The sequence below is a fragment of the Dactylosporangium sp. CA-152071 genome, from assembly GCF_050936335.1.
Lineage (GTDB): Bacteria > Actinomycetota > Actinomycetes > Mycobacteriales > Micromonosporaceae > Dactylosporangium > Dactylosporangium maewongense.
In genome coordinates this window covers 1,882,171-1,899,450 of sequence record NZ_JBNJMZ010000001.1, presented here as the reverse complement: position 1 = coordinate 1,899,450, position 17,280 = coordinate 1,882,171, and the positions used below count along the sequence as shown (strand labels likewise).

Here is a 17,280-nt window from a genome sequence, read left to right as displayed (position 1 = left end):
TCAGCACGTGCCGGTGACCGTGCAGGAGTAGCAGTGGTTCGGCACGCCGGAGCAGCCGTACATGCACTTGCGGCGGTACCGCAGGCCGCCCTTGCAGTAGCACGTCTCCCATTCGTACGTGCATCCCGCGTCCGCCTCGGCCGTCGGGGCGAGGCGCGCGAGCACGCGGTCGGCGAGCCGACCCATGGCTTGAACCATCGATGACATCCTTCCATCGGGGGATACCGATAGGCAGCGTGATCGATACCGGTCGACCTGTCAATGGGAGCGTTCCCATCGCGTTGGCGGGCCGGGCGGTCAGCCGTACTGCATGCCGGGCGCGTTGCCGTCGTCGACCATGGCGAGGATCGCGTCGGGTTCGGCGGTGCCCGCCGTCGCGCGGACCATGTGCAGCCCGCCGCCGAGCGCGGTGACCGTGACGTCGCGGAACACCTCGGCCGGCCGGTCGTGCGCGTACTCCTGCCGCTGCTCCGTGACGGAGCGGTCCATGTCCTCGGCCGTGCTCCACGACGAGCACACGACGAACTTCGCCGGTTTGCTGGAGCCGGCGCCCGCCCGGAGCACCCCGGCGGCGATCACGTAGGTCCGTTCGTCCCGCGTCCGGGTCCGGAAGTACGCGGCGACCACGTCGCCGAGGCAGCCCGCCAGCGCGCGGAACGTCGGGTTCGCCGCGAGCGAGCGCTCCGGAGCGGCCCGGACGTCGTCCCAGTTCGCGTCGTCGCCGCCGACGAACAGGTCGCCGCCCTCGCCGTGGACGCGGGGCATGGCGATGCTCAGGAACTGCAGGCCGTCGCCGGTGAGGACCGGTGGGGCGACGAGGCCACCGCCGTCGTCCCGCCAGCCCGCCGCGACCAGCTTGCGGGTGACCTCGACCGGGAACTGCCCGCCGGCGACGAGCGACACGTCGCGCGACGACCCCCCGGCGGTGACGACGTATTCGCTGTTGTCCAGCCGGATGTCGTAGTCGGGCAGTCTGATGACCTCCGGCTGGAGCCGGGCGCTGCCGCGACCGATCAGCCCGCGCCACTTCACCGACCCGGTCTTGCGCGGGAAGTGCATCGTGACCGCCTCGTCGGCGAAACGCACGTTCGTGCGGATGTTCTCGGTGTCGGCGAGGCGGCCCAGCGCCTTGACGAGCTCGGCGTCCCCGCCGCCCGAGCCCGGCGACCCCTCGCGATCACCGCAGGCGGCCATGGTGCCGAGCAGGACCGCGCAGGCCAGGAGCAGTGCGTGCGTCCGGTGCCGCCGGAAGGGTGCGAACATGCCGGCACTGTGCCGCCCCGCGCGTGCAGCCGACGTGCAACCGGACCGGCCGCATGAATTTCCGGCCGGTTGTCGATTTCGGGCCGGTGGCCGCGTCATGGTGGCATCGGATGGAGGAGGAGTCATGCGGTACGCGCTGTTGCTCTACGGTGACGAACGGGTGTGGCAGGAGGCCGACGAGGCGGCCCGGCGGGAGATCTACGCCAGGCATGAGCGGTTCATGAAGCTGCTCGTGGAGCGCGGCGCGCTGGTCGGCGGGGCGGAGCTGGCGCCGACCGGGACGGCGACGACACTGCGGCGCGACGGTGCGGCGGTCAGCGTCACCGACGGGCCGTTCGCGGAGACGGCGGAGCAGCTGGCCGGGTTCTACCTGATCGAGGCGGCGGACCTGGACGAGGCGCTGGAGCTGGCCCGGGAGCTGCCGTCCGGGGTGGTCGAGGTGCGGCCGATGGCGCCGGGCCCGAAGGAGCCCAGCTGAGCGGTGCGGTCGAGCAGGCGTACCGGGAGCACTGGCCGCGCCTGCTCGCGCTGCTCGTCACCCGGCTGCGGCGGTTCGACCTCGCCGAGGAGAGCCTGCAGGACGCGTTCGCGGCCGCGGTCGAGCGGTGGGACCGGGACGGCGTGCCGGCGAACCCGGCGGGCTGGCTGATGACCGCCGCGTGGCGGCGGGCCCTCGACCGGGTGCGGCGGGAGGAGGCGGACCGGGAGCGGCTGCCGCTGCTGGTCGTCGACGCGCCCGGCACCGTCACCGAAGCCGGCGTCGGGGACGAGGTCGGCGACGAGCGGCTGCGGCTGCTGTTCGCCTGCTGCCACCCGGCGCTGGCGCCCGACGCGCGGACCGCGCTGATGCTGCGCTTCGGGGCGGGCCTGACCACGGCCGAGATCGCGCGGCTGTGCCTGGTGCCGGAGCCGACGATGGCGGCGCGCCTGACCCGGGCGAAGAAGAAGATCGCGCAGGCGGGGATCCCGCTGCGGGCACCGGCGCCGGCCGACCTCGCCGGCCGCCTCGACGGGCTGCTGACGGCGGTGTACCTGCTGTTCAGCGAGGGCTACCGGGCCACCGTCGGGCCGGTGCTGCTGCGGCCGCGGCTGGCGCAGGAGGCGATCCGGCTCGGCTACGAGCTGGGTCTCCTGCTGCCGGACGAGCCGGAGCCGGTCGCGCTGCTGGCGCTGATGGTGCTGCAGCACGCCCGCCGCGACGCCCGCGTCGACGCCGACGGGCACCTGGTCCGGCTGGCCGAGCAGGACCGGTCCCGCTGGCACCCGACCGAGCTGCGGCACGGCTTCGAGCTGCTGGCGTTCGTCCGCGACGACGAGGGTTCCGGCCGGTACGCGCTGGAGGCGCTGATCGCCGCGGAGCACGCGAAGGCAGCCGTCCTGACCAGCACAGCGGCCGGCACCGACTGGGCGCGGATCGCCGGGCTGTACGCGCGGCTGGAGGCGCGTACCGGCTCGCCGGTCGTGCGGCTCAACCGGGCCGTGGCGGTCGCGGAGGCCGGCGACCCCGCGCTGGCGCTGGCGCTGACCGAGGAGGCGGCCGAGCGGCTGCCGGGCCACCACCTCGTCCCGGCCGTGCGGGCGGAGCTGCTGCAGCGCCTCGGCCGTTCCGGCGCGGCTGGCGCGGCCTGGGAGGCGTCGCTGCGGCTGGTGCGCACCGAACCCGAGCGCCAGTACCTCCTGCGCCGGGCCGCCGCCGCCCCGGCGCCGCGGTCGTAGCCGCCGGCCGGTGCCGCGGCCGTGGTCGCCGGCTCGCTCAGGTGGCGGGGGAGACGGTCACCGGGATGCCGTTGAGGACGCTGTTGCCCGACAGCGGGTCGATGGCGTGGTCGTCGGTGAGGATGTTGCTGTTGACGCCGGGTGTGGCGGCGGCGACCGCGGCCCGCGTGCCGGGCGCGCCGTGCCCCCAGCCGTGCGGCAGGCTGACCACGCCCGGCATGACCGTGTCGGTGATCTCGACGGCGACGGTGAGCGTGCCGACGCGGGACGCGACCGTCGCCCTGCCGCCGTCGGCGAGGCGCAGCGCGGCCGCGTCGTGCGGGTGGACCTGCAGCGTGCAGCGGTCCCTGCCCTTCATCAGCCCCGGCACGTTGTGCATCCAGCTGTTGTTGGACCGCAGGTGCCGCCGGCCGACGAGGACGAGCCCGTCGCTCGGCCGGTCGAGGGCCGCCCGCAGCCGGTCGACGTCCTCGGCGATCGGCGCGGGGCACAGCTCGACCTGCCCGCTCGGGGTCCGCAGCACCTCCGGCACCCGCGGCTGCAACGGACCCAGGTCGACGCCGTGCGGGTGGTCGAGGAGCTTCCGCAGCGTCAGCCCTGACTCGTCGGCGCCGAAGCCTTCACCGTACGAGCTGAGCCGCAACCGCACGTCGAGCAGCCGCTCCGCGGGTCCGTCGCCGCCGACGAGGGCCCGCAGCCCGGCGACGTCCCGGCCGTGGACGGGGGAGCCTGGGTCGTCGACGGCCCGCTGCAGCAGCTGCAGGAGCAGCCGCTCGTGGTCGACCCCGGCGAGGCGGGCCAGGATGTCGGCCTCGTCCATGCCGCCGGGGTCCTTCGGCAGCACGGGCGGCGAGTACGCGGCCGTGTTGCGCACGACGAGGGTCAGGAACGCGAAGTCGTAGTGGCCGACCCGGGCGGGGTCGGTCGGCGGCAGGATCACGTCGGCGTGCCGGGTGGTCTCGTTGAGGTACGGGTCGACGCTCACCATGAACTCGAGCCCGCCGAGAGCCGCGTCGAGCTGCCCGCTGTTGGGCGTGGACAGCACCGGGTTGCCGGCGACGGTGACGAGCGCCCGCACCTGCCCGTCGCCGGGCGTGGTGATCTCGTCGGCGAGGGTCGCGACCGGCAGCTCGCCCTTGACCTCCGGCAGGCCGCGGACCCGGCTGGTCCACCGCCCGACCCGGAAGCCCTTGCCGCCCGGCTCCGTGGCCTTCCGGGCGTGCGGCGCGAGCGGGAACATGACGCCGCCGGGCCGGTCGAGGTTGCCGGTGAGCACGTTGACGACGTCGACGAGCCAGCTCGTCAGGGTGCCGAACTCGACCGCGCAGGTGCCGATCCGCCCGTACACGGCGGCGGACGGCGCGGCGGCGAGGTCGCGGGCGAGCCGGCGGATGTCCCCGGCCGGCACCCCGCACGCGGCGGCGACGGTCTCGGGCGGGAAGTCCTTCGCGAGGCCCGCGACCCGCTCCACGTCGCGGACGTGCCCCTCCAGGCGGCCGAGCGCGACGAGGTCCTCGTCGAACAGGGTGTGCACGAGCGCGAACAGCAGCAGCGCGTCGCCGCCGGGCCGGACGAACACGTGCTCGTCGGCGACGGCCGCGGTCCGGGTCCGCCGCGGGTCCACGACGACGACCCGCCCGCCCCGGGCCTGGACGGCGGCGAGCCGCCCGGGGAAGTCGGGCGCCGTACACAGGCTGCCGTTGGACTCCAGGGGGTTCGCGCCGATGAGGACGAGCAGGTCGGTCCGGTCGATGTCGGGCACCGGGATGGCGTCGGGGTTGCCGTACAGGTAACCGCACGACACGTGCTTCGGCATCTGGTCGACGGTGCTGGCGGAGTAGACGTTGCGGCTGGCGAGGGCCTTGACGAGCGGCCCGCCGTAGAGCGGCCCGGCCATCGTGTGGACGTTGGGGTTGCCGAGGTACACGGCGACCGCGTCCGCCCCGTGCCGCGCCTGCACCTGCGCGAGCCCGGCCGCGGCCGCCGCGAACGCCTCGTCCCAGCCCACCCCGTGATGCCGTCCGTCGGCGCCGCGCACCAGCGGCCGGCGCAGCCGGTCCGGGTCGTGCACCAGCTGCCCGAACGTGGCCCCCTTCGGGCACACGAACCCGGCGCTGAGCACGTGCTCCCGGTCGCCGCGCGCCGCCACGATCCTGTCCCCGGCGACGGTGAGCTCCAGCCCGCAGACGGCCTCGCACAGCGGGCAGGTCCGGAAGGCCGTGCGGGTCGCTTCACCGTGCATCGTGCCCCACCACCATTGGTCGAGGTTCGCCGTCGCGGCCAGCTTCACCCCTGAGACACGGTCCCGGCAAGCGGGCTACCGCGCCTGGACGGGCAGCTGGAGGTAGGAGGCGTGCGCGCCGCCGGTGTGGATGACGTGCCGGCCGCTGTTGGCGGGGGTGTACTCGACCAGCCGGGGCATCATCGGGCCGAGGAGGTTGCGGCCGCTGATGACGAGGCGGAGCTGCTCGCCGGGGTGGAAGAGCAGGCCGATCGGGAGCAGGTCGATCTCGACGTCGACGATCTCGCCGGGGGTGAGCTTCTCGACCCGGTCGAAGGTGTGGACGGGCACGTCGCCGGTCGACAGGGTCTCGTCGAGGTGGCGCAGGGAGACCCGCAGGCGGCCGTCGGAGCCCTTGTACCGCAGGATCGTGGCGCCGCGCTCGGTGAGGTCCTGCAGCATCGCGCTCTGGTTGGGGGTGGTGAACGCCTGCAGCGGCGTGCCGTGCGCGTCGAGCTTCTGGACGAGGACGAACAGGTCCATGTCGTCGGCGCCGTGCGCCTCGACCCACAGGTGCGCCTTCGGGTAGCCGACCAGCACGGTCTCCCGGTCGAACCGGGTCACGAACGAGACCACGTCAGGGTTGGCGCCGATGTCGTACGCCGCGGGCACGCCGGCCGCCGGTGCCGCCGGCACCAGGGTGCGGGAGCGGCCGTCGAGGTAGAACCTCGTCGGGGTGACGTCCCGCGGCGGGAACTGGTCGGCGGGGACCGCGACCCGGTCGCCGCCGTGCAGGTCGAGCAGCGAGTATCGGACGCGCGGCGTCCGCTCCCAGCCGTTGTCCTCGCCCTTGAGGTAGTGGTCGAAGAACCGGCGCAGGTCCTCGACGTTCGCCTCGTCGTAGTAGTCGGGCCACTCCTGGGTGTTGTGGACGCGCAGCCACTTGTCGGTCGAGGCCATCCGCCGCCAGGCGCGGAACGTGCCCGCGGTGTGCAGCGTGTTGGAGTAGCTGGCCACGACGTACGCCGGCACCGTGATCCGGTCGAAGTCCGGGACCTTGTCCGCCCACAGGGCGTTCATCAGTGGGAACCGCTCGGCCTCGGCGACGATGTCCTCCTTCTGTCCGAGGCCGAGGAAGCTGTGGTCCCGCAGCTGCCGGGCGAACCCCGTGTCGGGCATGCCGCCGCGCAGCACGAGGTCGCGGTACACGTCGCTGACCCCCTCCCACGGGTTGATCGCCACCAGGTGCGGCGGCTGCTCGGCGGCGGTGAACCATTGCGAGGCCGCGAGGTAGGAGGTGCCGCTCATCGCGACCTTGCCGGTGCACCACTCCTGGACGGCGAGCCACTCGATCAGGTCGTAGCAGTCGCGGCCCTCCTGCCGGTCCCACAGGACGCTGTCGCCCTCTGAGTTCGCGACGCCCCGGACGTCGGGGTTGCAGATCGCGTAGCCCCGCGCGCACCAGTACGCCGGGTCGGGCGCCTCGAACTTCGCCAGCCCCGACACGATCCCGTTGTCCAGGCCGACCAGCCCGAACACGCCCATCACGCTGGCCGAGGTGCCCTGCCCCTTGCCGTACGGACTCCACGCGACGATCACGGGCACCGGCTGCGCACCGGCGGGCCGCAGCACGTCGACGTAGATCGTCACGCCATCACGCAGTGTCACGGCGACGTCCTTCTCCAGGACGATGTCGACCGGGATCGGCTTGAACGGCGGCGCGATCCGGAAGCCCGCCTCCAGGGTCCGGGTGCCGGGCTCGAAGCCGCTCAGGATCCCGTACCGGTCGCCTGGCTGCAGGGGCTGGGACGGCAGGTAGATCTTCTCCATGGCAAGAATATAAACACGCGTTGAGATTGGCCGGCAAGGGTTCCGGGTTGGCAAACTCAACGCGCGTTCATAAACTGGGCGTGATGGAGGAGACGGTGCGACGCGGCCGCCGGCCCGGGCAGAGCGCGACCCGGCAGGCGATCCTCGAGGCCGCCCGGGCGCGCTTCGCCGCCGACGGCTTCACCGCCACCACGATCCGCCGCATCGCCGCCGACGCCGAGGTGGACGCGTCCCTCGTCATGCAGTTCTTCAAGTCCAAGGACGAGCTCTTCGGCGCCGTCATGTCGGTGCCGCCGGCCGCCCTCGACCGAATGACCGACGCGTGGCGGGGCCCGTCGGAGGAGATCGGCGAGCGGGTCGCCCGCGCGTTCCTCGGCGTCTGGGAGGACGACCCGGAGGCCTCTGAGCCGCTGCTGGCGATGCTCCGCGGCGCGATCGCCCAGGAGCAGGCCGCCGCCCAGCTCCGTGACTTCGTCGAGGCCCGCCTCATGAAGGGCGTCGACGCCCACCTCCGGGACGACCCGGACACCCGCCTGCGCGTCGCCCTCGCCGCCGCCATGCTGATGGGCGTCGTGGTCGCCCGCCGCATCGTCCGCGTGCCGACCATCGCCGACGAGGACCTGACCCAGGTCGTGGCCGCCGCCGGCACCGCCCTGCAAGCGCTGCTCGCGCCCGGCACGCCCGCACGCTGAGGCAGCCCTCCACAAGCTCGGCGCGAGGCAGCCCTCCACAAGCTCGGCACAAGGCCGGCGGCCGACGATGCGTTACATGACGCCAAGACTGAGGCAGGCACTCACCGCAGGTGCCGTCGTGTCCCTCGCCGTCGCGGTCGCGCCGGCACCGCCCGGGCGGAGCGCCGCCGCCGAGCCGTGCCTGCGCACGGTCGCCGTCCAGCCACAGGTGACGGCCGGCGAGCGCGCCGGCACGCTGACCTTCCTGGTGTATTCGGGCGGGTGCGCCGCGGCCGGCGCGGTGGAGTTCACGGTCACGGCCGGCAGCGCCCTGCCGGCGGCCGACTTCGTGCTGCCGGACGGGGTGCTGCGCTGGGACGCCGGAGACACCGGCGTCCGGTCGATCGTGGCGAGGATCGCCGACGACCGGGTGCGGGAGGCCGCGCTCGAAGACTTCACGGTGCGGCTCACCGCACCCAGCGCCAGCATCGTCGTGTGGCGCGGCACCGCGAACGGGCGCATCCTCGACGACGACGGCCCCGGCCTGGTCTGGGCCGTGGACGACGGCGTCGTCCCCATGCTGGGCCACGGCTACCTGTGCCCGCCGCCGCCTCCGCCCCCGCCGACACCGCTGACCTACGTGTGGCAGACCGGCGACGGGACGGCCAGGGCGGGCGTCGACTACGTCCCGGTCGGTGAGCGGACGCAGACCGTCCCGGCCGGGGCCACGCGCGTCCCGTTCGACGTGACCCTGCTACCGCGTCCGGCCGGCACCCCGAGCCGCTGGTTCACGGTGCGGATCGTCGCGGTCTCGTCCGGCACCGTCGTCGACTCGGTCGCGGTGGTCACCATCGACGGTCCCTAGGTGGGCCAGGACGACGGACTCGAGGTGCCGGTCGGCGAGCTCGCGGGCGAGCGCCAAGGCCCGGCGGAACTGGGTCGCGGCGGCCGCGCGGTCGCCGCGACCCAGGTGGGCGAGGCCGATGAACCTGAGCGTCTCGGCCTCCACGCCCCGGGCGCCGATCCTCCGCCGGATCGCCAGCGACGCCGTGAACTGTTCGAGCGCGCCCTCGTGGTCGGCGGCGGCCAGGTGGATCTCGCCGAGGCTGGTCAGCGTCAGCGCCTCCATGGGCGCGTCACCGATCTCGCGGGCGAGCGCGAGCGCCCGGCAGAGGTGCTCGCGCGCGAGGTCCGGCTCGCCCATCCGGGTGTACACGTGACCGAGATTGTTCAGGGCGAGGGCGACACCCGGCAGGTGGCCGTCCGTGCGGTGCAGGTCCAGTGCCTGGCCGAACGCGCCCGCCGCCGCGTCGAGCCGGCCCAGCTCGCAGTGGGCCACGGCGATGTTGTTCAGCGCCAGGCCCTCGTCGCGCCGGTACCCCACGGCACGCAGCAATGCGAGCGCCGCCGGTAGGTGCTCCAGCGCCTCCTCGTGCCGTCCGGCCGTGTTCAGGGCCATGCCGAGCAGGCCGCGCATCAGCGCCTGTGCGGCCAGTTCGTCGCCGCGCTCGGCGGCGGACAGGCCCAGGCGGTAGGTCTCGAGCTGGTCGGGCCAGCAGCCGCGCAGCATGTGGAAGCCGGTCAGCAGATAGGCCAGCTGCCAGGTCGCGCGGTCGTGCCCGTGCTCGGCGGCGTGCCGGACCACAGGGAGCAGGTTGGCCCGCTCGGCGTCGAGGAAGGCCAGCGCGTGGCCCCGGTCCAGCGGGAACGGCACCTCGACCGGCGGTTCGGCGGCCACCGCCCCGGCCCGGTCACGCGCCGGGTCGCACACGCGGTTCGCGGCGTCGGCGGCGACGAGGTACCACTCGACGATGCGCCGGTCGGCCGCGGCCGCCTCCTCCGGCCCGGCCCGTTCCGCCGCGTACAGGCGGATCAGGTCGTGGAACCGGAACCGGCCGCCGCCGGTGTCCACGACGAGATGCGCGCCGAGCAGCTCGCCGAGGGCCTGCCGTGCCTCGGCGTCGCGGGCACCCGCGACGGCGGACGCCAGCGCCGGGGTGAACGTGGCACCGGGATGGCGGCCCAACCGGCGGAAGGTGCGCGCGGCCAGCGGGCTCAACGCCTCGTAGGCGCTGGTGAACACCGTCCGGACGCTGCGGGAGTCGCCGGGGACCGTCAGGGTGGCCAGCCGGTCGGCGCCGGCGAGCGCGGCGACCAGCTCGGCGATCGGTCGCGGCGGATGGACGGTCAGCTTGGCCGCGGCGATCCGCAGGGCCAGCGGCATCCGGCCGCACAACTCGACGAGCGCCGCGGCCGGGCCGGGCTCCCGCGCGACCCGGTCGGTGCCGATCACGCGGCCGAGCAGGGCCAGGGCCTCACCGGCCGCGAGCACGTCGAGGTCGACGAGGGTGACCGCGTGGTCCATCGTGAGGCCGGCCAGCTGGCGGCGGCTGGTCACCAGCAGCCGGCTGCCGGCCGACGGCGGCACCAGCGAGGTCACCTGGGCCGCCGTCGCGGCGTTGTCGAGCAGGATGAGGACCTGGCGGTGGTGCACCACCGACCGGTACAGGCCGAGCAGCGCCGCCGGGTCGACCGGGATCTGCGCGGCCGGCACGTCGAGCCCGAGCAGCAGCAGGGTCAGCGCCTCGGCGGCCGGCGTCGCGGTCGCCGGGTCGTGACCGCGCAGGTCGAGGAAGAGCTGCCCGTCGCGGAACCGGCCGGCGACCCGGTGCGCCCACTGCACGGCCAGGGCGGTCTTGCCCATGCCGGCCGGACCGCACACCACCCCGACCTGCGACGGACCGCCGAGGAGCCCGTCGAGGGCGGACAGCTCGGCGGTGCGCCCGACGAAGTGGCCGACCCGCGGCGGCAGCTGCGCCGGGGTGGTCACCCCGGGCTGGGAGACCTCGAGATCGAGCACCGGTGACCGGCGCAGGACCGACGCGTACAGCGCCGCCGCCCGCGGACCGGGCTCCACCCCGAGCCGCTCCGCGAGCCGCCCCCGCAGCCGCTGGTACGCCTCGATGGCGTCGGTGTGCCGGCCGCACCGGTACATGGCGAGCATCGACAGCTCGACGAGCCGCTCCCGCACCGGATGGGTGACGAGGGCCTTCTCCAGCTCGTCGACGGCGGCGGCGTGCTCGCCGAGCCGCAGGCGGGCGTCCCACAGGTCCTCCTGCGCGCCGAGCCGCAGCTCGTGCAGCCGGCCCACCTCGGCCGCGACCCAGCCCACCGGGTCCGCGTCGGCGAGCGCCTCGCCGCGCCACAGCGCCAGCGCCAGACGCAGGCGGCTCGCCGCCTCGGTCACCTGACCGGCGGCCAGCGCCCGGCGGGCCTCGGCGGCCCATCGCTCGAAGCGGTGGGCGTCCACCTCGTCGGGCCGGACCGCGAGCAGGTACCCCGGGCCCCGGGTGAGCAGCACGCCCGGCAGCCCGCACGCGTCGAGGGACTGCCGGACCCGGGCGACGTGGCTGTACAGCGTGGCGACGGCGGTCCGCGGCGGCGCCTCTGCCCAGAGCGCGTCGAGCAGCCTGCCCTGCGTGACGACCCGGCCGGCGGTCAGCGCCAGCACGCCGACCAGGGCCCGCTGGCGCGCCCCGGACAGGGCCGTCGAGCCCCTCGGCCCGGCCACCTCCAGCGGTCCGAGCAGTCGCACCTCGGCCCGCCGCGCCGGCTCCTGGACCCGGACCGGCCCGGTGGCCCGGCGGCGGTGGTCCTCCGCGCGGTCCCGCGCGGTGGCGAGGACGCCCTGCTCGGCGGGGGAGGCGCCGAGCAGCCGGACGAGGACGTCGAACCGGTCGACGGGCGGCAGTGACTTGCCGGAGAAGTACTGCGCGACGATCCCGAGCGACCAGCCGGTGGCCGCGGCGAGGTCCCGGTAGGTCAGCTCCGCGCCGCCCCTCCGCCGGGCCTCCCGTCGCCGCAGCTGGTGCAGCATCCCCGGAAGATCCGGCACAGCCTGGTCGTCCGCCATCGACCGTTCATAGATGGACATCAGGCTTTCTGGCAAGGCGTCCGCGCAAACCCAACAGTTCAACAATGTTCAACCGTCGATGTTCAGCAGGGTTCAGGTTCGGCGGCGCGCCCCGGCGGCCGGGCCCACCGTGGTGGCACACCTCAACTGGAAGGGGCACCGATGAACATCCACCGACGCCTGGCCACCGTGGGCGCGGGCGCCGTCGTCGCGGTCGCCGCCGTCGTCCCGCTCGGGCCGGCACCGGCATCGGCCGACCCGGCGGGCCTGGTCACGGTCGGCTTCACGACGGCCGCGAACAGCAGCGACAAGACCTACTCGAAGGCCTGCCCGCCCGGCACCGTCGTCACCGGCGGCGGCGGGTACCTCACCGCCAACCCGGCGGCCCAGGGCTGGGTCGGGCTCGACCAGCTCGAGCCGAACGCCGACGGCTCGGGGTTCACCGCCACCCTGCGCGAGGTCGACACGTACGCGGGCAACTGGTCGCTGACGGTGAAGGCCCAGTGCGCCGACCCGCTGCCGGGCTGGCAGCGCCTCAGCGCCACGTCGGCCGCCGCCACCACCTCGGCCACCGCCACGACGCCGTCCTGCCCGGCGGGCAAGAGCGTGATCGGCACCGGCGCCAAGGTCAACAACGGCCAGGGCGAGGTCGTGCTGGACGACGTCATCCCGTCGGCGAACCTCAAGACCGTGACGGCCAAGGCGTACCGCGTCCCGGGCAGCGCACACAGCGGCTGGACCCTCACCGCGTACGCCATCTGCGCGAACACCCCCGCGGGCCTGCAACTGGTGTCGTGGGACACCGGCCCGCTCACCAGCACGGCGCATCAGTCGCTGAACTGGCACTGCGACGAGAGCGCGGGCCCGAAGGGCACCTTCGGCGGCGGGTTCGCGATCGACAGCGGTCTGGGCAACGTGCTGCCGTCCGTGCTGAACGTCTACAGCAGCGACGACATGTCGGCGGCAGCCGACGAGTTCCACAGCGGCTACGCCGGCAACTGGAACCTGACCCTCTACGTGATCTGCGGAAGCTAAGCGCCACAGCGGTCGCGCCGGGGCACACCCCCGGCGCGCACCGCGTACAGGAATCGCGGCGCTGGTGTGCCAGGCTGGTGTGGTGCGGATGATCGTTCCACAGTTGGTGGCGGAGCCCCGGGGCTCGTCCTCGACGGCGGACTCGTGCTGAGCGGCGGGCGGGTGGCCCGGCTCGGCACGGCGGTCAGCGAGTGGCGGTCCTCGATCCGTCCACATTGGACGTCGGTGACCACTTCGACTGGCACGGGTTCTTTCTCGGCGACCGTCGGGCCGTGCTCAAGACGTACGAGAGCGGCCTCCTGCTCTGCGACGCGGACCTGCGACCGGAGGCCTGGATCGCACTGCCCGGCGACGCCGAAGCGGTCGAGGCGGCCGTCGGGCTGGACGAGGACCTGTTCGCCGCGCAGCTGTGGGTCGACGACGAGCCGATGACGATGGTGTGGAGCCTGCCGACGCCGTGAACGAACGTGGACGTGCTCCGCGCCACGCAAGGATACGGCGCCACGTGTGGACGCCCGGGCGCGGCGCAACAACCCGGCCTCAGCAGACGTGCTCGGTGGCGGCCAGGATCTGGTCGGTCACGGCGTCGGGGTGGGAGATCAGCGTCAGGTGTGACCCGCCCGGCACCGTGCGGATGTGTGCCTTGGCCCGGTGCGCCATCGACTCCTGCGACGCCGGCGTGATGATCTTGTCGGCGCCCCCGATGACGTACCACGAGGGGATGCTCTCCCACGCGGCTGCCTTCGACGGGGTGGAGAACGCGGCGGTCGCGGCCGAGCGCTGGCTCGCCCACAGCACGTCAGCCTGGCCGGGCGCGAGGTCCGGCCCGAACGAGTGCACGAACACCGGCTGCTTCAGGTACAGGTCCGTGCCCACCTTGTCGAACAGCACGGTTGCGTTCTGGTTCAACGCCGAACCGGACCCGCTCAGCCCGCCGGTCGTCTCCCCGACGGCCGGCGCGGCGGCGTCGACGTAGACCAGCGCCTTCACGTTGGTGTTGCCGGCCGCCGCGTTGGTGATGACCGCGCCGCCGTAGGAGTGCCCGACCAGCACCACCGGCCCGTGCACCGACTTGAGAAATTCGGAGACGGACGCCGCGTCACCGGTCAGCCCGCGCAGCGGGTTGGCGATCGCCCGCGCCGTGTAGCCCCTGCCCTGCAGGCGGGAGACCTCCCCGCTCCAGCTTGACGTGCCCGCCCACGCGCCGTGCACCAGCACGATCGTCGGTTTCCCGCCGCACCCCGCCGGCGCCGCGGGGGCCGCGGAGGCGGTGAGCGAGGTTCCCAGCAGCCCGAGGACGATCGCCGAGGCTGCGCCACCAATCGCCTTCATCCGTCGGAACTACCCCGGCCGCCGGCCTTGATGTCCGCGTCGGCGATGCAGAACGTCCGGGCTATTCATCGGGTGGCTGCGCCGTCCGGCACACACGTCGCTGGACTCCGGCGGTGTAGCAGGCGGCTGCGGCGGCACGATGAGGGCATGGAGGAATATCGGGAGATCGTGTCGGACATTGTCACGACGGCCGGCGGAGCAGAGGCGTGGATCGAGATGAACCTCTCCGGATACCTGACTGAGCGCTGCACCGGATGCGGCGCGGACGAGGACGCGGATGGGATCGCGCCCGCGCTGCAGTGGCTGACCGATCACGCCGCCACCTGCACCACCCGCCTCTAGGCACGGCGCCGTCATCCACGCCTCGGGTCACCCGGTGACGATCCAGCTGCGCGCCCGCGGCAACATTTCGGGAAAGACCGAGGCTGGGACGTGGTGGGCACGGTGGCGTCCGGCTGTCGCCCCGCGGGCTCGGCCGTCGGGCCGGGCCCGGGTTCCCTCGTCAGATGGGCCGGACGGCACAGGCCAGCGCCTGCGGTGAGGCAGCCCGGCATGATCGAGCCGGATCACCGCTTACCGGATTTCGGAGATCCCGCCCGTGGAGGTCAGGCGCGGCGGTCCTGCCCGGGTCGTGCGGCGGGTCGGCGGGCCGGGGGCGGTGTGAACAGGTCCACCAGGTCGTCCAGGCGGATCATCAGCAGGCCGCAGACGGCGCCCGTCGTCAGGGCCACCGCCGTGCCGGCCAGGTCGGGCGGCTGGGTCCGGGTCATGGCGATGCCGAGCGCCGCGGTGCCGGTCGCCGCCAGCAGGAGTCCGTTGCGGACCAGGTGGCGGGCGCTCAGCGGGCGTTCGGCGGCGCCGAAGCAGGCGCAGCGGGCGCCGGTGCCGCGGCGCACGGCGAGCGCCACGCCGGTGGTGAACACGGCCAGCAGGGCGCCGGTGAGGGCGAGCACCACCATCGCGAGGGGCCGCGCGGGCGGCCATCCGCCGGTCACGGCCACCGCCGCCGCGGCGAGCCCCGCCACCAGGCCGGCCTCGGCGACCGTGGCCGCCATTGCCACGCCGGTCACGTGGCCGGCGGGGACGAGCGGCACGGGGCGCAGGGACTCCGCGAACGCCTGCTGGGCGGCGCGGCTGCGCAGCTTGCTCCAGGCGGAGGCGGCGAACACGCAGCACAGCGCCGCCAGCAGTCCCAACGACAGGTACGACATCGTCACCTTCAAACGGTCAGCCGGCCACGCCGGTCAGGGTGGTGAGCCGGGCGCGCACCTGCTCCGCGTCGGCGTCGCCGAGGTCGGCGAGGATCTGGCCGGCGACCCGCCAGGCGGCCCGCGCGGCGTCCGGGCGGCCGGACGCCAGGTGGGTGTCGCCGAGGTGGGTGAGCACCTTGGTTTCGCTGAACCGGTCGCCGAACCGGCGGCACAGCGCCAGCGCCCGTTCATAGCACTCCAGCGCGCGGGCGTACTCGCCCTGATGGTGGTGCACGTAGCCGATGCTGTCCAGGGTGGCCGCCTGGCCGCTGCGGTCACCCAGCTCGTCCTGGAGGGCCAGGGCGCGCCGGCAGTGGGTCAGGCTGTCCGCCCACTCGCGCTGCCTGGCGTGCACCCAGCCGACCAGGTTCAGCGCCCGGCCGCGGCCCAGGCGGTGCCCGGCCTCGGTGTAGAGCCGCAGCGCGGACGCGCTGTGCGAGCGCATCAGCGGCCACTCGCCCCGCGACTCGGCGAGGCGGGCGAGCGCGAAGTGCACGCCCGCGCGGCCCGCGGTGTCGCCGAGCCGCTCGTATCCGTCCAGCGCCGCTCGGTACGCCGCCTCGGCCTCGCCGTACCGCCGCAGGTGCGCGTGGGCGCATCCGAGGAACCGCTGCGCCCAGGCGCGTTCGCGGTGCTCGCCGAGCCGCTCGGTCGCCTCGATCGCGAGCCGCCCGACCGCGATGAGGTCCTGCCACCGTCCCTGGTTGTGCAGCAGCCCGGCGAGCACCCGGGCCAGCTGCCACGCGCGCCGGGTGAACCCGGCCTCGGCGGCCAGCGTCGCCGCGGCCAGCATCGCCTGCCGGTGCTCGGTGAACCAGGCCAGCGCCCGCCGCTCGCAGGCGCACGGCTCGACCAGCACCCCGGCCGGCGGCGGGTCCGCGACCAGGCGGATCCAGTGCGGCTCCAGCCGTAGCGCCGCGGCCTGCCCGCAGTACACGTAGTGGTCGAGCAGCCGGCCCACCGCGGCGGCCCGGTAGCGCAGGTCGGCGTAGCAGTCCAGCGCGTCGACGGTCCGGCCGGTCAGGTGCAGGGCCCGCATCAGGACGGCGGTGAGCGGCTCGACCAGCGGATACTCGCCGATCGCCTCGGTCAGCGGGCCGAGGACCGTGCCGGCGTTGCCGCAGCGCAGCTCCGCCTCGGCCCACTGCACCAGGGCGTCGACGTACTGGCGGCGCCACGCCCTGCGCATCCGCTCGGCCCAGCTCCCCGGCACCCCGGCGAGCGGCTCGCCGGTCCACAGGTTCAGCGCCCGGCGCAGCAGCGCCACCCCTTCGCCGTCCGGGCGGCCGCGGGCCCGGTCGATGAGGTCGCGGAAGCGGTTCAGGTCGATCCGCTCGGGCGCGACGTCCAGCACGTAGCCGCCGGAGCGGCGAGGCAGCACGGGCGCGTCGCCGTCGGGGGCCAGCAGCCGGCGCAGCCGGGTGAGGTAGACCTGGAGGGTGCGCCGGGCACCGGACGGCGCCTCGTCCCACACCCGGTCGATGAGCAGCTCGGTGGTGACCGGGCGGCCGGCGTCGGCGGCCAGCACCGCCAGGACGTGCCGCTGCTGCGGCGGCCCGGCGTCCACCACGTGGTGGTCGAGCCGCAGTTCCACCGGACCGAGCAACCGAATCTCCATGCCACCGCCCCCGTTGGCAGCGCCCGGCGTCAATGCCTGACTCAGTGATGCCTATCTAACACTCGTGCTGGCCGGATGCCAACAATTCGTTAACGAATCGACTTCGGTCTCCGTCGCATGCTGTGGGCAGCCGGCCGAAGATCACAGGCCGGCGCCTCCACTCATCCGTACAACGGAAGGGAAGGTGCACATGCGTGCAGCCAAGAAGATGGTCGGCGCGGTAGCCGACCGGATCCTCGGCATGGTCGTGCCGCACACCGTGGCCCGGGCAGCGGACTGCGACTACGAGTGCTGCAGTGCGCGCAACAGTGGCCGGTACTGCTGCTACTACCCGAGCGGTTCCCACCACTGCGGCAGCTGCATCACGTACATCCCGTGCTGACCCTGCGGTGAGCCCGGCGGATCGCCGGTGTCCGCGGGCACCGGCGGTC

The 17,280-nt window shown here is 74.2% G+C and carries 16 protein-coding genes; 8 read left to right on the top strand and 8 right to left on the bottom strand.

Annotation, left to right across the window (positions count from 1 at the left end; genetic code table 11):
• Together ACQEVZ_RS08080 and ACQEVZ_RS08075 are read right to left on the bottom strand one after the other, a co-directional pair.
• Positions 1-198: a hypothetical protein gene (locus tag ACQEVZ_RS08080; protein WP_344514655.1), complete on the bottom strand. Its 198-nt coding sequence runs from the start codon at positions 196-198 to the stop codon at positions 1-3.
• 99 nt (positions 199-297) lie between these two features.
• Positions 298-1,263, bottom strand: coding sequence for a hypothetical protein (locus ACQEVZ_RS08075; RefSeq protein WP_433363401.1), 966 nt, complete (start codon positions 1,261-1,263; stop codon positions 298-300).
• Between the two features lie 124 nt (positions 1,264-1,387).
• Here ACQEVZ_RS08075 and ACQEVZ_RS08070 point away from each other — a divergent pair, with 124 nt between their 5' ends.
• Positions 1,388-1,741, top strand: coding sequence for a YciI family protein (locus ACQEVZ_RS08070; RefSeq protein WP_433363398.1), 354 nt, complete (start codon positions 1,388-1,390; stop codon positions 1,739-1,741).
• Entirely contained in the window at positions 1,738-2,979 is a 1,242-nt protein-coding gene (locus tag ACQEVZ_RS08065) for an RNA polymerase sigma factor (protein WP_433376679.1), read from the top strand. Before ACQEVZ_RS08070 ends, ACQEVZ_RS08065 begins: the two co-directional genes overlap by 4 nt.
• A 37-nt stretch (positions 2,980-3,016) precedes the next feature.
• Here ACQEVZ_RS08065 and ACQEVZ_RS08060 read toward each other — a convergent pair whose 3' ends face one another.
• On the bottom strand, positions 3,017-5,269 hold the full coding sequence (locus tag ACQEVZ_RS08060; RefSeq protein WP_433363395.1) for a molybdopterin-dependent oxidoreductase: 2,253 nt from the start codon (positions 5,267-5,269) through the stop codon (positions 3,017-3,019).
• 27 nt (positions 5,270-5,296) lie between these two features.
• Positions 5,297-7,030 carry a CocE/NonD family hydrolase gene (locus tag ACQEVZ_RS08055; protein WP_433363392.1) on the bottom strand — a complete coding sequence of 578 codons (1,734 nt, stop codon included), beginning with the start codon at positions 7,028-7,030 and terminating at the stop codon, positions 5,297-5,299.
• An 83-nt stretch (positions 7,031-7,113) separates the two neighbouring features.
• On the opposite strand from ACQEVZ_RS08055, the gene ACQEVZ_RS08050 reads away from it, so the two are divergent.
• On the top strand, positions 7,114-7,722 hold the full coding sequence (locus tag ACQEVZ_RS08050; RefSeq protein WP_433363389.1) for a TetR family transcriptional regulator: 609 nt from the start codon (positions 7,114-7,116) through the stop codon (positions 7,720-7,722).
• A gap of 76 nt (positions 7,723-7,798) precedes the next feature.
• Positions 7,799-8,566 (top strand): Calx-beta domain-containing protein, encoded by a 768-nt coding sequence (locus ACQEVZ_RS08045; protein ID WP_433363386.1) that lies wholly within the window; start codon positions 7,799-7,801, stop codon positions 8,564-8,566.
• On the opposite strand, the gene ACQEVZ_RS08040 is transcribed toward ACQEVZ_RS08045, so the two are convergent.
• A complete protein-coding gene (locus tag ACQEVZ_RS08040) occupies positions 8,456-11,614 on the bottom strand; it encodes a BTAD domain-containing putative transcriptional regulator (RefSeq protein WP_433363383.1) in 3,159 nt (1,052 codons plus the stop codon). The two genes, ACQEVZ_RS08045 and ACQEVZ_RS08040, sit on opposite strands and share 111 nt — an antisense overlap.
• Before the next feature lie 162 nt (positions 11,615-11,776).
• Between ACQEVZ_RS08040 and ACQEVZ_RS08035 the strand changes: the two genes are divergently transcribed.
• Positions 11,777-12,649 carry a hypothetical protein gene (locus ACQEVZ_RS08035; RefSeq protein ID WP_433363380.1) on the top strand — a complete coding sequence of 291 codons (873 nt, stop codon included), beginning with the start codon at positions 11,777-11,779 and terminating at the stop codon, positions 12,647-12,649.
• Positions 12,650-12,840: 191 nt separating this feature from the next.
• Positions 12,841-13,110, top strand: coding sequence for a hypothetical protein (locus ACQEVZ_RS08030; protein ID WP_433363377.1), 270 nt, complete (start codon positions 12,841-12,843; stop codon positions 13,108-13,110).
• 79 nt (positions 13,111-13,189) lie between these two features.
• On the opposite strand, the gene ACQEVZ_RS08025 is transcribed toward ACQEVZ_RS08030, so the two are convergent.
• Positions 13,190-13,981 carry an alpha/beta hydrolase gene (locus tag ACQEVZ_RS08025; protein ID WP_433363374.1) on the bottom strand — a complete coding sequence of 264 codons (792 nt, stop codon included), beginning with the start codon at positions 13,979-13,981 and terminating at the stop codon, positions 13,190-13,192.
• A 147-nt stretch (positions 13,982-14,128) separates the two neighbouring features.
• Here ACQEVZ_RS08025 and ACQEVZ_RS08020 point away from each other — a divergent pair, with 147 nt between their 5' ends.
• Positions 14,129-14,323, top strand: a complete 195-nt coding sequence (locus ACQEVZ_RS08020; protein ID WP_433363371.1) for a hypothetical protein — start codon at positions 14,129-14,131, stop codon at positions 14,321-14,323.
• Between the two features lie 263 nt (positions 14,324-14,586).
• Here ACQEVZ_RS08020 and ACQEVZ_RS08015 read toward each other — a convergent pair whose 3' ends face one another.
• Together ACQEVZ_RS08015 and ACQEVZ_RS08010 are read right to left on the bottom strand one after the other, a co-directional pair.
• The gene (locus ACQEVZ_RS08015) at positions 14,587-15,192 is read right to left on the bottom strand and encodes a MauE/DoxX family redox-associated membrane protein (RefSeq protein ID WP_433376676.1); all 606 of its coding nucleotides are present in this window, start codon (positions 15,190-15,192) and stop codon (positions 14,587-14,589) included.
• A gap of 16 nt (positions 15,193-15,208) precedes the next feature.
• Positions 15,209-16,849, bottom strand: coding sequence for a tetratricopeptide repeat protein (locus tag ACQEVZ_RS08010; protein WP_433363368.1), 1,641 nt, complete (start codon positions 16,847-16,849; stop codon positions 15,209-15,211).
• A gap of 190 nt (positions 16,850-17,039) precedes the next feature.
• Between ACQEVZ_RS08010 and ACQEVZ_RS08005 the strand changes: the two genes are divergently transcribed.
• On the top strand, positions 17,040-17,231 hold the full coding sequence (locus ACQEVZ_RS08005; protein WP_344515990.1) for a hypothetical protein: 192 nt from the start codon (positions 17,040-17,042) through the stop codon (positions 17,229-17,231).
• Positions 17,232-17,280 lie beyond the last annotated feature (49 nt).

Excerpts from the sequence above, each read along its gene's own strand:
- ACQEVZ_RS08035 (WP_433363380.1), top strand. The coding sequence starts at position 11,777 with ATGAACATCCACCGACGCCTGGCCACCGTGGGCGCGGGCGCCGTCGTC.
- ACQEVZ_RS08005 (WP_344515990.1), top strand. The coding sequence starts at position 17,040 with ATGCGTGCAGCCAAGAAGATGGTCGGCGCGGTAGCCGACCGGATCCTC.
- ACQEVZ_RS08040 (WP_433363383.1), bottom strand. The coding sequence starts at position 11,614 with ATGGCGGACGACCAGGCTGTGCCGGATCTTCCGGGGATGCTGCACCAG.
- ACQEVZ_RS08045 (WP_433363386.1), top strand. The coding sequence starts at position 7,799 with ATGACGCCAAGACTGAGGCAGGCACTCACCGCAGGTGCCGTCGTGTCC.
- ACQEVZ_RS08055 (WP_433363392.1), bottom strand. The coding sequence starts at position 7,030 with ATGGAGAAGATCTACCTGCCGTCCCAGCCCCTGCAGCCAGGCGACCGG.
- ACQEVZ_RS08015 (WP_433376676.1), bottom strand. The coding sequence starts at position 15,192 with ATGTCGTACCTGTCGTTGGGACTGCTGGCGGCGCTGTGCTGCGTGTTC.
- ACQEVZ_RS08020 (WP_433363371.1), top strand. The coding sequence starts at position 14,129 with ATGGAGGAATATCGGGAGATCGTGTCGGACATTGTCACGACGGCCGGC.
- ACQEVZ_RS08075 (WP_433363401.1), bottom strand. The coding sequence starts at position 1,263 with ATGTTCGCACCCTTCCGGCGGCACCGGACGCACGCACTGCTCCTGGCC.
- ACQEVZ_RS08070 (WP_433363398.1), top strand. The coding sequence starts at position 1,388 with ATGCGGTACGCGCTGTTGCTCTACGGTGACGAACGGGTGTGGCAGGAG.
- ACQEVZ_RS08010 (WP_433363368.1), bottom strand. The coding sequence starts at position 16,849 with ATGGAGATTCGGTTGCTCGGTCCGGTGGAACTGCGGCTCGACCACCAC.
- ACQEVZ_RS08025 (WP_433363374.1), bottom strand. The coding sequence starts at position 13,981 with ATGAAGGCGATTGGTGGCGCAGCCTCGGCGATCGTCCTCGGGCTGCTG.
- ACQEVZ_RS08080 (WP_344514655.1), bottom strand. The coding sequence starts at position 198 with ATGGTTCAAGCCATGGGTCGGCTCGCCGACCGCGTGCTCGCGCGCCTC.
- ACQEVZ_RS08050 (WP_433363389.1), top strand. The coding sequence starts at position 7,114 with ATGGAGGAGACGGTGCGACGCGGCCGCCGGCCCGGGCAGAGCGCGACC.